The organism is Desulfosporosinus burensis, from assembly GCF_054657535.1.
On sequence record NZ_BAAHYN010000027.1, the window covers coordinates 1 to 14,577 of the forward strand.

Here is a 14,577-nt window from a genome sequence, read left to right on the forward strand (position 1 = left end):
GATATTCTGGCTTACAGAGCCAATCTTAAATATTTTCGGGATAAATAATCGTTAAAAGGAGCCGGTAATATGCCATCGGCTCCTTTCCTTAAATTCTATGTAATCGATGACGACAGAGACTGACTGACAGACAATTGATAATGGACAACTTATCTGTCCATTTGTGGTCATAATAAACCGTCAATCTATGGCCATAAGAGGCGTCACTAACATAACTACTAGGCTATACCCGCAAGTTTTAGAATAAAGGAACTACAGCTCCTTTATATTTCTCCTCTATAAATTTTCTTGAATTTTCATTTGTAAGAGCCTTTTCAAGGTATTTAGCCCATTCTACATCTTTTTTGTCTTCTCGTAATACTATTATAATTCCAAGTTCATCTGAATTATAACCAGAAATTATTGCTGTTTTAGGGTCTTTACCAGCTTGGAACATATAGATAGATGGCATTGCAGATACGTCTACATCACATAATGAATTTACTAAGCTTAATCTATCCATCTCTACAAACTTTATATTTCTTTTGTTTTCTATAATATCTATCAGTGTTGGAAAGGCTACTCCTTCTTTGAGCTTTATAAATCCTGTTTTTTGTAAAAATTTAAGTGCTATACCTCTATTACTAGCATCATTAGGTATACTCATTTTAAATCCATCTTTAAGCTCATCTAAACTTTTTATCTTATCTGAATATAGTCCATAGTCACTTGCAAGAACTTTCTTACCATATCTAACTAAATTAGTCCCCTTGCTCTTATTAAAAGCATTGAGATAAGGTTCATGTTGGTAAAAATTCACGTCTATACTTCCTTCAGCTAATGCCATGTCTGTTACTACAGCATCATCAAACACTTTAATTTCTAGTTTATATCCACTTAAGTTTTCAAAATCCTTTTGTACAGCTCTTAATGGAGCTTCAAATAGTACTGATGTTCCAGCTATTATTACCTTTTTTTCATTTGTGCTTTTTGTATCTGTTTGTTTAGTGACAGCTTTGCCACTACAACCAGTAAATGATAGCACTAGTACGATAGATAGCATCAATAATATTATCTTTTTTATTACTATTTTCAAACTATACCCTCCATTTATTTTTGCCCATTCAGCATCTTTTTTGTCTTCCCAATACCATTATTAGTGCGTACTTGTTCACCTCCTCTATATCAAAAGTTATTGCACTTCTTGGATCTCTGCCAGAAAGCAATACACGTATACAGTATGTTCTATTATCTCAATTTTCTATATAAGAAATCACCTGATAATTGAATAATTTGAACTATTATAATCAAGACAAACACTGTACCATACATTACGGTTTCATTAAAACTTTGATATCCATATGTAAGTGCTATTGCACCTAGGCCTCCTCCTCCCACTGCTCCTGCCATAGCTGTTGCTCCTAATATGGAAACTACTGCTAGGGTTATTACGGAAATAATTGAAGGAATAGCTTCTTTAATCATTATTTTAAAAATTATTTGCATATCTGATGCTCCAAAGGACCTTGCTGCCTCAATAAGTCCCCTATCTACTTCCTTAAGGGTTCCTTCTATTAGTCTAGCTATAAAAGGGGAGGCTGCTATTATTAATGGCACTATGGCAGCTTTTTCTCCAATGGATGTTCCTACAATAAACCTTGTAAGAGGTATTATTGCAACTATCAATATAATAAATGGAAAGGATCTTACTATATTTATAGCTGTATCTAGTACTTGATAGATGTATTTATTTGGCTTTAATCCATTTTTATCTGTTACGGTTAAAATAATTGCAAGAATAAATCCAAAAAATGTAGAAAATACTACAGCAACTAACACCATGTATAATGTCTTGATTAGTTCGGGAAAAACAATTTTACTTAATAGCTCTATAGCATCATTGCTCATTATTTATTACCTCCCATTGTACTCCAATGTTAGTTAGGTAATTGGTTATCAATTTTTCATTTTTTTCTTCTATATTTATAACAATTGAACCTAAAACATCGTCTCTATATTTCTCCATCTTGCACCACACTATAGAAAAGTCTATATTTAACTTTCTAGCTATAGTAGATATTAAACTTCTACTTTCGGATATATCCGTTTTTGAATATATTAGCCTTATGTTTTTCCCTATACTTGGAAGTATTTCATCATCTTCTTCACCTAATAAATTCTTTAAGGACTGTGGTTGATTTAAGAATATATCTTCAACATTTCCCTTAGCTGCAATCTCTCCTTTTTCTAATATGGACACTTTAGTACAAATCTGTCTCACTACCGACATCTGATGTGTTACAACAACAATTGTTATTCCAAGCTTCTCATTAATTTCCCTTAATAGGGATAGTATTGACTTTGTAGTTTTGGGATCTAATGCCGATGTAGCTTCATCACAAAGTAAAATTTTGGGATTAAGGGAAATTGCCCTCGCTATTGCAACCCTTTGTTTTTGCCCTCCACTTAAGGCTCTTGGTTTTTCTTTAATTTTGTCTTCAATTTCAACTATCTCTAATAACTCTTTTACTCTTTTATCTATGATATCTTTTTTGTATCCCCAACATTCCATTGGCAACGCAACATTTTCATATACTGTTTTTCTCTGTACTAATGAAAAGTGCTGAAATATCATTCCAATATTTTTTCTAAATTCCCTAATTTCTTTATCACTATGATTTTTTACTTCAAAGCCATCTATTTTCAAGCTTCCAGAATCATAGGATTCAAGACCATTTATACACCTTAAAAGTGTTGACTTCCCTGCCCCGCTTTTGCCTACAAGGCCATAGATATCTCCGTCTTCAATACTAAGATTAATATTATCTAAAACATGAATCTTACCAAATGACTTTTGTAAATTAACAATTTCAATCAAATTATTTATGCCTCCATCCGCAGATATTAATTTAATGGAGAACCCCTCCGATAGTAGTACCCTTTTGCCTACCGACTGGTGCAGTCCAGCAATAATTCCGCCTTTAGAATTGCTCCGGACCAAGAGGCCAATAATTTCTGATTCTTAAAAAACGGTACACATATTGCTGATAGATAGAGTATGAGCAGGTTCTATTCCCGATAATAAAATTATTATACTATTAGTCTTATATTATGTAAATGCATAACCTTAAGATTATTTATGTAATTTTACTTATCCTTGAATCCGTGACCAACGGATAGTTTATCATACAAATAAGGCTACGGCTCATCCTTATCACAGGGACGAAAGCCGTAGTCTTCCGCGTTACCACCCATTTTGGCCAAAATTGGCCCACTCAACAAAGGTACGGGAACGATATCCGATACCCCCTTCCTGTTAACGGTAAAGAACCGTCCAAGGCGTGTTTCAAAAATAGGCAATTTCACCTTACAGTTTATAGCACAAGCTAAAAAAGGTACACTTAAATAAGGTGCTACTGGCACCTAAAAACGTCTGAGCTCCTTATTGATAATGTATTAGTTATGATATAAAATAGTTAATACATTATCAATTGATCTTGCACATTGTGTAGAAATGAGTAAATATTACAACATTGTTTGTCGGCATCATGATACTGGGGGTGTTGAGCAGTCTATTGAAATATGACTTTCGCCTTACAGTTGAGACGCTAATGTCAGTATTATCTTAAGAGCAACTGCCGATACCAACTTCAGGTAAATTCTAAGGTCTACTTAGCCTTGACCTGGATAAACTCCATCTTTTTGATAGTCTCAACCATAATGTCTAGCTTAAATTAGTGGTCAACAAAATTAACTGATTGAAAATTAAGGAAGGTGAAGTGGTGATAACCGCTGGAATTGATGTCGGTTCTACTGCAACGAAGGCCGTCATTTTTGATGGAACGATAAGAAGTATGGCTATTATCCCAACTGGCTGGAACCCTAAAGAAGCTGGACGGACTGTATTTCTTGAAGCGCTAAACAATGCTGGTCTACAAGAGCGGGACGTAGATACTGTCGTTGGAACCGGCTATGGACGGGTGTCGCTTTCTTTTATAGATAAAAAAGTGACAGAGATAACCTGTCATGCTAAGGGTGCGAGATTTCTCTTTCCGCAAACCAGAACAGTCATAGACATTGGAGGTCAGGATAGTAAAGTGATTGCGGTCGCAGAAGATGGTTCGGTTGCTGATTTTATAATGAATGATAAATGTGCTGCTGGTACGGGGCGGTTCTTACAAGTTATGACAGGAATTCTTGATATTTCGTTAGATGAATTAGGGAAAATGGCATCAGGTAGCAAGCCCGTAAGTATTAACAGCATGTGTACCGTTTTTGCTGAGTCCGAGATCATTGGTCTCCTTGCCCAAGGAGTGACTAAAGAGGCGATCTCTTCAGGAATCGTTAAAACCATTGCTAATAAAATGATAAGTTTAACATCTAAAATTTCCTGTCTGGAAGAGATTACTTTCTCTGGCGGGGTGGCTAACAATCCCGAGATTTGTGTGATTTTATCCTCAGCTTTTGGTGCCAAATTTAATATTGCCAATCAGCCACAGATTGTCGGTGCGCTTGGTGCTGCAATTGTAGGCTTCGAAAACTATCGTGAAGGAGGTAATAAGGATGCAATCCGAAATGTTATGTGAATTTGAAAATTTGCGCGCCAAAAGTATTAATTTGATAAAATCTGCCAAAGAAAAAGGCAGGAAAGTTGTAGGAAAGTACTGCATCTATTCGCCTATGGAAATAGTCATGGCGGCCGGGGCTATTCCCATACCTCTATGTAGTACTAAACAGGACCCTATTGCCGCAGCCGAAAAGGTTTTGCCCAGAAATCTTTGTCCTCTCATTAAATCAAGTTATGGGTATGCAGCTTCTGGTGCATGCCCCTACTTTAATTTATCCGATCTTCTGATTGCCGAAACAACCTGTGATGGCAAGAAAAAAATGTATGAATTGCTTTCCAAAATAAAGCCTCTTCATTTACTCCAGCTTCCGCAAAAGCAGGATGAAGAGGCTTTACAGTATTGGTATGGAGAAATCATAAAGCTGAAAGATCGACTGGAAGTCGAACTCAACGTAACCATAACAGATCAAGATTTACGTGAGGCCATCCAATTGTTAAATGAAGAACGGCGTTCACTTAAAGACTTGCAGGATATTGCTAAACTTAAGCCCTCGCCGATCAGTGGCGTAGATTTACTGATGGTTCTTTATAATCGGGGCTTTAGCATTGACAAAGAGGAAGCGGTGCTCATGGTTGATCGCTTGACGTTAGAATTGAAGGAATTGTACAGCCGGGGGATCACCTCATTTAATATGAAGACGCCAAGAATACTCTTAACTGGGGTTCCTGTAGGGATTGGCTCACATAAGGTTGTTCAGATAATCGAAGAGAGCGGCGGAAATGTTGTTTGTTTCGAAAGCTGCGGAGGGTATAAAGCAGTTTATGACCAAGTAGATGAAGGGAAAGAACCTCTTTTAGCGATTGCCGAAAAATATCTCAGAACGCCTTGTTCCTGTATGTCCCCGAACATCGCTCGGTTTGAACTTGTGGAACGATTAGTGGACGAGTTTAACGTAGATGGTATTGTTGATCTTACTTGGCAGGCATGTCATACCTATAACATCGAGTCTTATAGTTTGAAGAAATACCTGCAGGGGAAGAAAAATCTTTCGTTTTTGCAAATTGAAACAGACTATTCAGAATCCGATGTGGAACAATTAAAGGTTCGGATTGAAGCATTCTTAGAAATGATCAGCATCACATGAAGTGGGTCTAATAATTACGTGGCTCGGTGTTGTTTGAAACGTAATTCTAGAGTAGAGGAGACGGAGTATGTCAGATTTAAAGCAAACGCTATTATTGCAATTAGCTGATTCGGTTGTGAATATGGATGAAAAAATGACAGTTGAACTTGCCCAGACGTATATAGAAAATAATTTTAATCCCTATGAAGGCATTAATAAAGGCTTAGCACACGGGATGGATCGAGCGGGTGAATTGTACGAAGAGGAAGAATACTTTATTCCTGAATTGTTGATGTGTTCGGATGCTATGTATGCGGGACTCGACGTTTTAAGACCCCACTTAAAGCTGGATAAACTTGGGGATAACTATAAAGTTGTAATTGGGGTTGTGGAAGGGGATACGCATGATATCGGGAAGAATCTCGTTAAAATAATGTTGGAAACATCGGGCTTTGATGTGGTCGATTTAGGAAGAGATGTGCCTCCACTAAATTTTGTTAAGAAAGCAAAAGAAATTAATGCCGATATTATCGCTTTATCAACCTTGATGACCACGACAATGGAAGGTATGAAAGCAGTGATACAGCTCTTAGAAAGAGATAAGTTGCAGGACAAGATCAAAGTTATGATCGGGGGAGGTCCCATATCAAAAAGTTTTGCCGATAAAATCGGTGCGCATTATGCAGAAGACGCATCTAAAGCTGCTAAATTAGCACAAGATTTGGTACAGGAGGCTCAACAATGATGAAGGACAAAATGACCCCGGTTGAAAGAGCTCAGGCCATAGCAAGAGGGGAAATGGCAGATCGTCTCCCCTGCAATCCGAATGTAGCCAATGGGGTTGCTCGAATTTATGGCTGTAAAATATCTGAATTCAATAGTAGTGCCAGGATTATTGCCGATGCCCAAATCGCTTCTTACCGCCGTTTTGGCTATGATGGGGTAAGAATATTCACGGATTTGTTTCCCTGGGCGGAAGCTATGGGAACGAAAATTAATTTTCCTGCAGATAACACAGCAGATCTGGCTACTCCGGCTATTGATGACATCAGCCAAATTGATCGTTTAGAAGCAGCCGATCCGTATAAAGACGGTCGTTTGCCTATCCATATCGAAGCGATGAAATATCTCATTGATGAATTAGGAGAAGAAGTTTCTTGTGCAGGAGGGATTGTCGGCCCTTTTACCAATGCGTTTTTTTTATTGGGTATTGAAAAGATGAGCAAGTTATTCTTCACTAATCCGGAGGTCGTTCATCGTGCTTGCGAAGTTTCATTGGAAACTTGTATCAGATATGCTCAGGCGATCATTGACGTTGGTCTGACCCCGACAATTTCCGAGCCCATGTCTTCCTGCACTGTTGTTAGCCCCAAACATTTCCGTGAATTTGGTGCGCCATATTTGCAAAAGTTGGTGCAATATATTACTTCTAAAGGAAAGTCAGTGACGATGCATATCTGTGGGAAAACCGAAAAAATATGGGAGGATATAGTCGCTATGGGCGTTGCTGGATTCAGTGTTGACAATGTAGTAAATCTGCAAAAATGCAAGGAACAGATTGGCGATAGAGTTAAAATATTGGGACATGTAGATCCTTCTGCCGTGATGTATGCTGGTACCCCTGCTGATGTACGCGAGGCGGTTATTAAATGCGTGCAGCAAGCCTGGGATTCACCAAAAGGATATGTTATTATGTCAGGCTGTAGTTTGCCGGTAGAAACGCCGTTGAGAAACATTGAAGCGATGATGGATGCAGCAAGAGAGATAGGCTATCCCATTGAACCTGAAAAGTTAGATAAAATGTTAAGATAAGGAAAAGATCGCTTGACTAAGGTCTATTTTGAGCAAACTGTTGAAAAGGTCGGAAGAAGGTGAATAATTCTGGATGAAAAAGAACGCCTATTAAACGTATTGAAGGGAGACAGGGTTGACCGACCTCCCATTATTTGCCCGGGCGGCATGATGAGTGCCTGCGTTACGGAGATATCCGATCAAGTAGGGGGCGGCCATCACTCAGATACTAAAGCCATGGTAAGTGCTGCACGAAAAATCAATGAGCTCATTGGCTTTGAAAATTATGGGGTACCTTATTGCCTAACTGCTGAAGTTGAAGCACTAGGTGCCAGCGTTAATCTAGGAGATAACCTTATCGAACCCAGAGTTACTCGGTATAATGACGAGCCACTAGAAGCCATTATGGAAAACTATTCCCTGGTTGACGTTACCACCGGCAGAATGGGGGTAGTTTTAGAGGCGATCCGTGAACTCAGGAACAGCCATGTCCCGGTTATTGGCAATGTTTCAGGCCATATCAGTACTGCGACCTCGGTTGTTGACCCTCTGGAAATGTTTAAGATGCTAAGGCGGGAACCTGAACGAGTGGCCGGTTTTCTCGCCTTCGTTAATGACTATCTGATCAGATATGCTTTAGAGATGGTTAGGGCCGGAGCGGACGTTATCTCCATATCTGATCCTACAGCGACAGGAGAAATTCTGGGACCACGCAATTTCCAAAAGTTTGCGGTTCCCTACTATCAGAAAATAATCAAGGCTCTTCATAAGGAAGGTATCCCTATCATCCTTCACATATGCGGTAATGCCAGCAATATCGTCGAGTCCCTCAATGAGGTCAAGGCTAATGCTGTGAGCTTTGATTCAATAGTCAACATGAAAATCGCCCGAGCGGGAATCAAGACGGGACTTATGGGCAATGTTAGTACCCAACTTCTGCACACTGGGGAAAGAGCGAAGATTGTGGGCATCACCCGCAATGTGCTCCATTCAGAGGTGGATATCGTTGCTCCTGCTTGCGGTCTCAGTATGGCTACTTCGATAAGCAATCTCAAAACCATGACAGATTACGTGAAAGAAGGTTCTTATTATTAACAGGGTTAAGGTGCATTTCACCAACGAGGATCTTTCCATAGACGTTACCGAAGGGGAGCGGCTTTCGGAATGTATTAGGGCAGCGGGTCTGACCTTGGAGACTCCCTGTAATGGCTTAGGTCTGTGCGGCAAATGCCGGGTCAAGGCCTGGGGTGACCTTTTCCCCCCAGAGGATTTGGAAAGTGAGTTCATCCATGCCCTTAACGTCCGTTTGGCCTGCCTGGCTCGGGTAAGGGGTGAAGTTTGGATCGAACTTCCTCCAAAAGGTAACCAGCTCAAGACTATTAACCAAGGAGTTGCGATAGCGGTAGAAGTCGACAGCTCGGTAAAACAGGTTTTGTTACCACCTCCCGAAAGGACAGCTCAGCCTTACCTAGCAAGACTATCTTATAACTCTGGCTCGGTGGACATTTATCAGAAGGCGGGTAAACTGGAACAGGGTGGAGCGCAACAAGTCTATGGTGTCTTATTTGACAACGATCTTGTTGACCTTGGATCCGAGCCTGGCGAAATCCTTGGTGTGGCTATTGACATAGGCACCACAGGAATTTCCGCTTATCTCCTAGACCTGGCCTCCGGGGAAATCCTCCAGAAAGAGTCCTGTCTAAACCCTGAAACAGAGTTCGGCGGTGACGTTTTGACCAGAATAAGCTACTGTCGGGAAAATTCCCAAGGCGCCACCCAGCTTCAAGTAGCCATCATAGGAAAACTAAATGAACTAGTGATAGACCTTACCGGTAACGCCCGTAGAACGGAGCGTGTTTATCAAGTAGTCATAGCAGGGAACACGACCATGCTGCACTTTGTTCTGGGTATATACCCCGGATCCATAGCCCATGCCCCCTACCGACCGGTCTTTCTTGAACAAGTTGACCTAAAGGCTAGGGAGGCAGGTATCCTGATTTGTCCAGAAGGAAGGGTAACCCTTTTACCTTCAGCATCAGGGTATGTTGGGGCTGATATTCTTGCCGGTGTGGTTGCCACGGCCTTTGACAAAAAAGACTACCCCTCTGTCTTTTTAGATATCGGAACCAACGGTGAAATCGTGGCTAATCTTGGAGGCAAGCTCATTGCTACCTCTACTGCTGCCGGTCCGGCCTTGGAAGGAATGAACATTTCCTGCGGTTGCCGTGCCGAAGACGGGACCATAGACTCCTTTTTAATAGATGATACGTTTGATCTTCATTTTACAACCATTGGCGCGGCTCAACCCAAGGGAATCTGTGGGAGCGGCCTGATTGATATAACTGCGGCAATGGTCAAACGAGAATTAGTCCTAGCCAGCGGGCGCTTTAACCCTAACCTTGATCCCCGAATAAAAGCTAGGGTCAGGGATAAGAAGTTTTATCTGACAGAGGAACTTTATATTTCCCAGACGGATATCCGCCAGATTCAACTGGCCAAGGGTGCTATTGCAGCAGGGGTAACTCTGCTCCTCGAAGAAGCAGGCATCTCTCTCGAAGCTATAGAGGAAGCGGTTATTGCCGGGGCCTTCGGGTACCATATTAATCCGGATAGTATTCGGGAAATTGGCCTCCTGCCCAAAGGGTTTAAAGGGAAGATAACCTTTGTAGGCAATTCCTCAGTGGAAGGAGCCCGGTTGGCCCTGATCAATAAGGCTGTGATGGCCCAGATCAATGAATTGAAGAATAGGATAGAGGTTCTGGAGCTTTCCACAAATCCCCGCTTTCAGGACTACTTTGTTAAAGCGTTGGGCTTTTAATCGAGGATCGAGGGGTGGGAAATCCAAGGCCTCTCACACTACTGACTTCTGAAAATGGAGGAATGACGAGTGGACTTTATATGTGCGGGAGACGATCTGGAGCAGATTCCGGAAGAGGTGCACAGTAAAACAGGAATAACCCTCCCGGGTGCTCATGCTGATAAAAATAGCATGGCAACCCTTGCACGGGAGCTAAGGAAGCACCGAGGAGATGTCATAGCTAGGGTACCTTTCTGCGTTACGGTAGAAGCAGAAGCTTACGGGGCGTACATCAAGCTGGGCGATGCCTTGAATGGGCCAAGGGTGGAGAGTTACCGTTTTACGTCAATTGAAGAAATGTCCAATCTCCAGAGTTTGGAGCTAAATGAAGATCGTATTAGAGAAGTCCTAGACGCCGTGGAAATTCTGGTGGAGGCGGGGGAAAAAGTGGCTCTAAATGTGGAGGGTCCTTTTACGATCCTATCGTCTCTTATCGACCCCATGAATTTTTATAAAGGTCTACGAAAAGACCCCCTGCGAATTCAGGAAATTCTGGCTGTTGTTGAAGAGGGTATCATCCGTTATAGCCTTGAAGGTATCAAAAGGGGTGCCTCAATTATTTCTTACGGAGACCCAGTCGGAGCAATAGGTATTATTGGACCAAAAGTATATCGAGAGTATAGTGGCCCCTCAAGCTGGCGAATTATAAAGAGTATTAAAGAAGCTGGTGGTAAAGTCCTTCTCCACCTCTGCGGTAAGACCTCGACTGCACTTGTAAAAACAGAGATGGCTAGATCTTATCCTCTCGAAGCAGACGAAGCTTCGACTTATGGACAGGCGCTGTTAGGGCTGCTTGACGAGACGACCGAGCCCATTGTGATAGGACACAGATGCATTAAGGGGAGCTTAAAAAGGATGGTTCAATCGGTTCTTTGGGGGATCGAATTAATCAAGTGAAGGAGTACCCTGAAAACTTATGCTTTCTACTATGAAAATAACCCCATTAACCCTGTTTTCATCCGCTGTTGGTGCTGAGAATCCAAAAAACAGGAGTCTGTTACGTTACTTTCTACCTCACTAAATTCTTTAAACCGCAACAATCTTCACTCCCAGTTCATTATAACTTCTTTCCATTGCTTCCATATTATTATAGAATTCCATGTTGTCTTCATAGGTACACTTTACATTGCGTGAAGACGACATGTCGTATTGAGGAGACCTGTTGATGTGGATACCACCAGCTCTGTTCCCACTACCAGCCATCAAAGGAGTTGGATATTCATTGCGCTCCCAACCCGCCGCCGCCCCTATGTCTATGTTTCTGAGAATGAGCCGCATAATGGAAATGACGCGAACTGCTTCCCATGAACTACACTTTGGGTACTTCTCTAAGGGAATCCCCTTAACAGGGAAGAATTTGCTTACATAGACATTCGCAAGGTGTTCATACTCCTTGAGGTGAAAAATAAGGTCAACATAGTCTTGGTACTTGGTTTCTTCCAAGCTCAGCCCAGCCATTACCCCAGTACCCAGTCCAAGGCCAGCCTCGCCGATTAAGCGGGCAAACTTCTTTTTCTCATCCAAGTCATCTCCTGGCTTGACCCTTTTAAATACTTCTGGATTAATAGATTTCTAACATATCACGACCATCACTTCTCAAGGTTGTACCACCACTTAAGTGAAATTCCTTAATGCCATGCCGGACAATGTACTCTACCCCTTTTACGATTTCTGGGATTGTTAAAGGGGTTTTGGGATCGCCACGCCAATAAGGACAGTAACTACATAATGGTTTCAAGTGGCAACGAAGAACGCTAGCAATCCCTCCGCTCCACCGGAACGTATTTCCCATGACTTTTTCCCGAACACTATTGGCCGTTTTCATTAGTTCTTCTGCTTTTGTGTTATCCTCAGTCTCCTGAAAAAGATAGAGAGCTTCCTCCTGATTAATGGGTTCACTGATAGCCTTTACCAAAATATCTTCAAATCTTGTCATTATTACTTCGCAACCTCCTTAATCTGATCTGGAGTAATCTGATAGTTATGGAAAAGTAAATAAAATTCTTTCATTTTTCTTAAAGTTTATGAAGCCTATTATGGTAAACCCAGTGCTGAAAATAAGGTAACTTCCGTTAATTTTGAGGAAACGATTAACATCGAAGTTGCAGAAGTTCAACCCGATCAAATAAAACAAGTAGATCAAGCGTTTAAATTGCTAGTTGACGGTAAAGTAAGGACGCAGGATTACACTGTGCAACCCAATGATTCTTGGTGGCTTATTGCCCGCAAAAATAATATGATGACCAAAGAAGTCTTAGCTGGTAATCCAGGAGCAACTGAAGATACAAAGCTGAAGCCGGGTCAAATTATTAAGCTGGTAGATACTACACCCTATCTTACCGTAGTGAGTCAAGGAACCTATTCGGGTCCAGAAACAATTCCCTATGATGTCGTTACAAAAGCTGATAGCAGTTTAGGCGTCGGCAAAACAAAAGTCGTCGTACCAGGGAGTAATGGTTCGAAATTAGTGACCTATTCTTATTACAAAAGAATGGTCTAGACGTTACCAAACAGGTCATCGATGAAAAAATCACTCAAGCGCCTGTCAATCAAGTCATCGCGAAAGGCCCTAATAGTCGGCCCGTAACGATCACTTCAGCTTCGACTTCAACTGTTTCTCGCGGAGACAGTGGTTCCTCCATTGTCGATCGCGCTCTCAGTTTGCAAGGGACACCCTATGTTTTTGGGGGAACGACTCGAAGCGGCTTTGACTGTTCTGGTTTCGTTAAGTATGTCTACGCTGGTTCTGGGATCTCTCTACCACGTACCTCATTTACGCAATTTGCTTCTGGAGTATCCGTCAGCCGAAATAACCTTTCACCTGGTGATTTAGTTTTTTTCTCGACCTACGCTCCGGGTGCTTCGCATGTGGGCATCTTTATCGGGGGAGGACGTTTTATTCATGCCAGCAACCCTAATAGTGATGTTAAAATTTCCAGCCTTGGTGAAAGCTTTTACTCTTCCCGTTATCTCGGAGCACGCAGGTATTAGTGAATTCGTTCAATAAAGTTGACATCGAGAGAATTTCTGCCTAGAAATTAAACTGTCCATTGAGTCCCTCATCTGGCATGTGCCAACAGGGCTCAATGGACAGTTTTTCTATCGTGTCATTACTAAAATATGCTTATCACTTTAATCCTCAGACTATCCAATGCTATTAGCTTTTGCTAGTTTGCAGACACTCGATACGATTGCATGAAGGTTGGTGTTGGAGACCCTGAGTGGAACAGCACATTCCGGGGCGATGATCTGAACACCGGCTGCCATGATTCTCTTCACCTCGTCTTCAATCATCTGTGGGGTTCCATAAAGTAGGGTTTCAACATTGTTAATATTGCCAGAGAGGGATATTTTCCCCTTGACTGCTTCCATCGCAGCCACAGGGTCTACCTTTGAGTCAAAGTGAAAATTGACGAACCCGGAGTCGGCAATATACCCCATGCGGTCTAACGTTTTTCCGCAGATATGCAAAATTGCCGGGCCTTCAAGCCTCGCGGTGATTTCCTGGTGTACAGGCAAGAGCAAATCCCGGTAGACACAAGGACCCACCAAATCCCCTGTGGCGTGATCTGCGATCGTCACCACATCCGCACCACAGGCAAATTGTTGATTGGCAAACAGGATGGTTACTTCTTTTAAAATATCTAAGAAGGCTCTGACCTTATCCGGCTCTAAAAGACTATCACATAAGAAATCCTCCGTGCCGTAAAGATGGTAAGCTAAGGTCCAAGGACCCATCGCTTTACCGACAATGGCACAACGCTTATCGTATCGCCCGCGCAAGAGCTTTAGGGCTTCTAAGACAGTTTTAATCGGCGACTTGTCTAAAAAATCCTCAGGAATTTTAACTTGCTCAGGGTCCTTGTATAAGGGCCCGAGACTATCGGGCATGGTGTCAATTTCACCCCAAGTCATTTTGCAGCCAAAGGCAGCAGCCTCTTGTTGTACACTAAAATACGGACTGACTGTATCAAAGCCTAAAAGGTCATGTCCGGCTCCAGCCAGAGCCGCCATTTTGTCTGCATTTAAATGAACATGGGGAAAGTAGGCTTCGGTTAATCTCATAGAATCCATGGTGGCTACGGAGGTCGGATTAGCAACTGAAGGACGATCAACCTTTTGTCTGAGTAGTGCTGCTAAGAACCTTTCTTTACTGGTCATTTCAGTGCTTACCATAGATCAACCCTCCTAGCCTATTATCAAACCACTGAAACTTCAACTTCTTTAAGTGGGAGCGGCACCTAAAATCTAACACAAAA

The 14,577-nt window shown here is 41.8% G+C and carries 14 protein-coding genes and 1 pseudogene; 8 read left to right on the forward strand and 7 right to left on the reverse strand.

Annotated features, from left to right (window positions below):
- Positions 1–238 precede the first annotated feature (238 nt).
- The 4 genes from ACYQ3Q_RS27495 to ACYQ3Q_RS27510 form a co-directional block, all read right to left on the reverse strand.
- Positions 239–1,075: a MetQ/NlpA family ABC transporter substrate-binding protein gene (locus tag ACYQ3Q_RS27495; protein ID WP_459931591.1), complete on the reverse strand. Its 837-nt coding sequence runs from the start codon at positions 1,073–1,075 to the stop codon at positions 239–241.
- A gap of 152 nt (positions 1,076–1,227) precedes the next feature.
- Positions 1,228–1,887, reverse strand: coding sequence for a methionine ABC transporter permease (locus ACYQ3Q_RS27500; protein WP_459931592.1), 660 nt, complete (start codon positions 1,885–1,887; stop codon positions 1,228–1,230).
- Positions 1,877–2,857 carry a methionine ABC transporter ATP-binding protein gene (locus ACYQ3Q_RS27505; RefSeq protein ID WP_459931593.1) on the reverse strand — a complete coding sequence of 327 codons (981 nt, stop codon included), beginning with the start codon at positions 2,855–2,857 and terminating at the stop codon, positions 1,877–1,879. The genes ACYQ3Q_RS27500 and ACYQ3Q_RS27505 overlap by 11 nt, the downstream gene beginning before the upstream one ends.
- Before the next feature lie 320 nt (positions 2,858–3,177).
- Positions 3,178–3,402 (reverse strand): hypothetical protein, encoded by a 225-nt coding sequence (locus ACYQ3Q_RS27510; RefSeq protein ID WP_459931594.1) that lies wholly within the window; start codon positions 3,400–3,402, stop codon positions 3,178–3,180.
- 359 nt (positions 3,403–3,761) lie between these two features.
- On the opposite strand from ACYQ3Q_RS27510, the gene ACYQ3Q_RS27515 reads away from it, so the two are divergent.
- The 7 genes from ACYQ3Q_RS27515 to ACYQ3Q_RS27545 all read left to right on the forward strand — a co-directional run bounded on the left by ACYQ3Q_RS27515 (position 3,762) and on the right by ACYQ3Q_RS27545 (position 11,215).
- Positions 3,762–4,565, forward strand: a complete 804-nt coding sequence (locus ACYQ3Q_RS27515; RefSeq protein WP_459931620.1) for an acyl-CoA dehydratase activase — start codon at positions 3,762–3,764, stop codon at positions 4,563–4,565.
- On the forward strand, positions 4,543–5,691 hold the full coding sequence (locus tag ACYQ3Q_RS27520; RefSeq protein WP_459931595.1) for a double-cubane-cluster-containing anaerobic reductase: 1,149 nt from the start codon (positions 4,543–4,545) through the stop codon (positions 5,689–5,691). The genes ACYQ3Q_RS27515 and ACYQ3Q_RS27520 overlap by 23 nt, the downstream gene beginning before the upstream one ends.
- A 67-nt stretch (positions 5,692–5,758) precedes the next feature.
- Positions 5,759–6,415 carry a corrinoid protein gene (locus tag ACYQ3Q_RS27525; protein WP_459931596.1) on the forward strand — a complete coding sequence of 219 codons (657 nt, stop codon included), beginning with the start codon at positions 5,759–5,761 and terminating at the stop codon, positions 6,413–6,415.
- A complete protein-coding gene (locus tag ACYQ3Q_RS27530) occupies positions 6,412–7,482 on the forward strand; it encodes a uroporphyrinogen decarboxylase family protein (RefSeq protein ID WP_459931597.1) in 1,071 nt (356 codons plus the stop codon). Before ACYQ3Q_RS27525 ends, ACYQ3Q_RS27530 begins: the two co-directional genes overlap by 4 nt.
- Before the next feature lie 69 nt (positions 7,483–7,551).
- Complete coding sequence (locus tag ACYQ3Q_RS27535; protein WP_459931621.1) at positions 7,552–8,556, forward strand: uroporphyrinogen decarboxylase family protein; 1,005 nt, start codon at positions 7,552–7,554, stop codon at positions 8,554–8,556.
- A 10-nt stretch (positions 8,557–8,566) separates the two neighbouring features.
- Positions 8,567–10,279 carry an ASKHA domain-containing protein gene (locus ACYQ3Q_RS27540; protein ID WP_242860354.1) on the forward strand — a complete coding sequence of 571 codons (1,713 nt, stop codon included), beginning with the start codon at positions 8,567–8,569 and terminating at the stop codon, positions 10,277–10,279.
- Between the two features lie 69 nt (positions 10,280–10,348).
- Positions 10,349–11,215, forward strand: a complete 867-nt coding sequence (locus ACYQ3Q_RS27545) for a uroporphyrinogen decarboxylase family protein (protein ID WP_459931598.1) — start codon at positions 10,349–10,351, stop codon at positions 11,213–11,215.
- 129 nt (positions 11,216–11,344) lie between these two features.
- Here ACYQ3Q_RS27545 and ACYQ3Q_RS27550 read toward each other — a convergent pair whose 3' ends face one another.
- Together ACYQ3Q_RS27550 and ACYQ3Q_RS27555 are read right to left on the reverse strand one after the other, a co-directional pair.
- Complete coding sequence (locus tag ACYQ3Q_RS27550) at positions 11,345–11,842, reverse strand: biotin synthase BioB (protein WP_459931599.1); 498 nt, start codon at positions 11,840–11,842, stop codon at positions 11,345–11,347.
- Positions 11,843–11,879: 37 nt separating this feature from the next.
- Positions 11,880–12,254: a biotin synthase BioB gene (locus ACYQ3Q_RS27555; protein WP_459931600.1), complete on the reverse strand. Its 375-nt coding sequence runs from the start codon at positions 12,252–12,254 to the stop codon at positions 11,880–11,882.
- A gap of 78 nt (positions 12,255–12,332) precedes the next feature.
- On the opposite strand from ACYQ3Q_RS27555, the pseudogene ACYQ3Q_RS27560 reads away from it, so the two are divergent.
- Positions 12,333–13,309: pseudogene (locus ACYQ3Q_RS27560) on the forward strand (NlpC/P60 family protein); the annotation flags it as partial.
- Positions 13,310–13,462: 153 nt separating this feature from the next.
- Here ACYQ3Q_RS27560 and ACYQ3Q_RS27565 read toward each other — a convergent pair.
- On the reverse strand, positions 13,463–14,494 hold the full coding sequence (locus tag ACYQ3Q_RS27565; protein WP_459931601.1) for an MtaA/CmuA family methyltransferase: 1,032 nt from the start codon (positions 14,492–14,494) through the stop codon (positions 13,463–13,465).
- Between the last annotated feature and the right edge of the window lie 83 nt (positions 14,495–14,577).

Coding starts and splice junctions, on each gene's coding strand:
- ACYQ3Q_RS27520 (WP_459931595.1), top strand. CDS start 4,543: ATGCAATCCGAAATGTTATGTGAATTTGAAAATTTGCGCGCCAAAAGT.
- ACYQ3Q_RS27500 (WP_459931592.1), bottom strand. CDS start 1,887: ATGAGCAATGATGCTATAGAGCTATTAAGTAAAATTGTTTTTCCCGAA.
- ACYQ3Q_RS27530 (WP_459931597.1), top strand. CDS start 6,412: ATGATGAAGGACAAAATGACCCCGGTTGAAAGAGCTCAGGCCATAGCA.
- ACYQ3Q_RS27525 (WP_459931596.1), top strand. CDS start 5,759: ATGTCAGATTTAAAGCAAACGCTATTATTGCAATTAGCTGATTCGGTT.
- ACYQ3Q_RS27555 (WP_459931600.1), bottom strand. CDS start 12,254: ATGACAAGATTTGAAGATATTTTGGTAAAGGCTATCAGTGAACCCATT.
- ACYQ3Q_RS27565 (WP_459931601.1), bottom strand. CDS start 14,494: ATGGTAAGCACTGAAATGACCAGTAAAGAAAGGTTCTTAGCAGCACTA.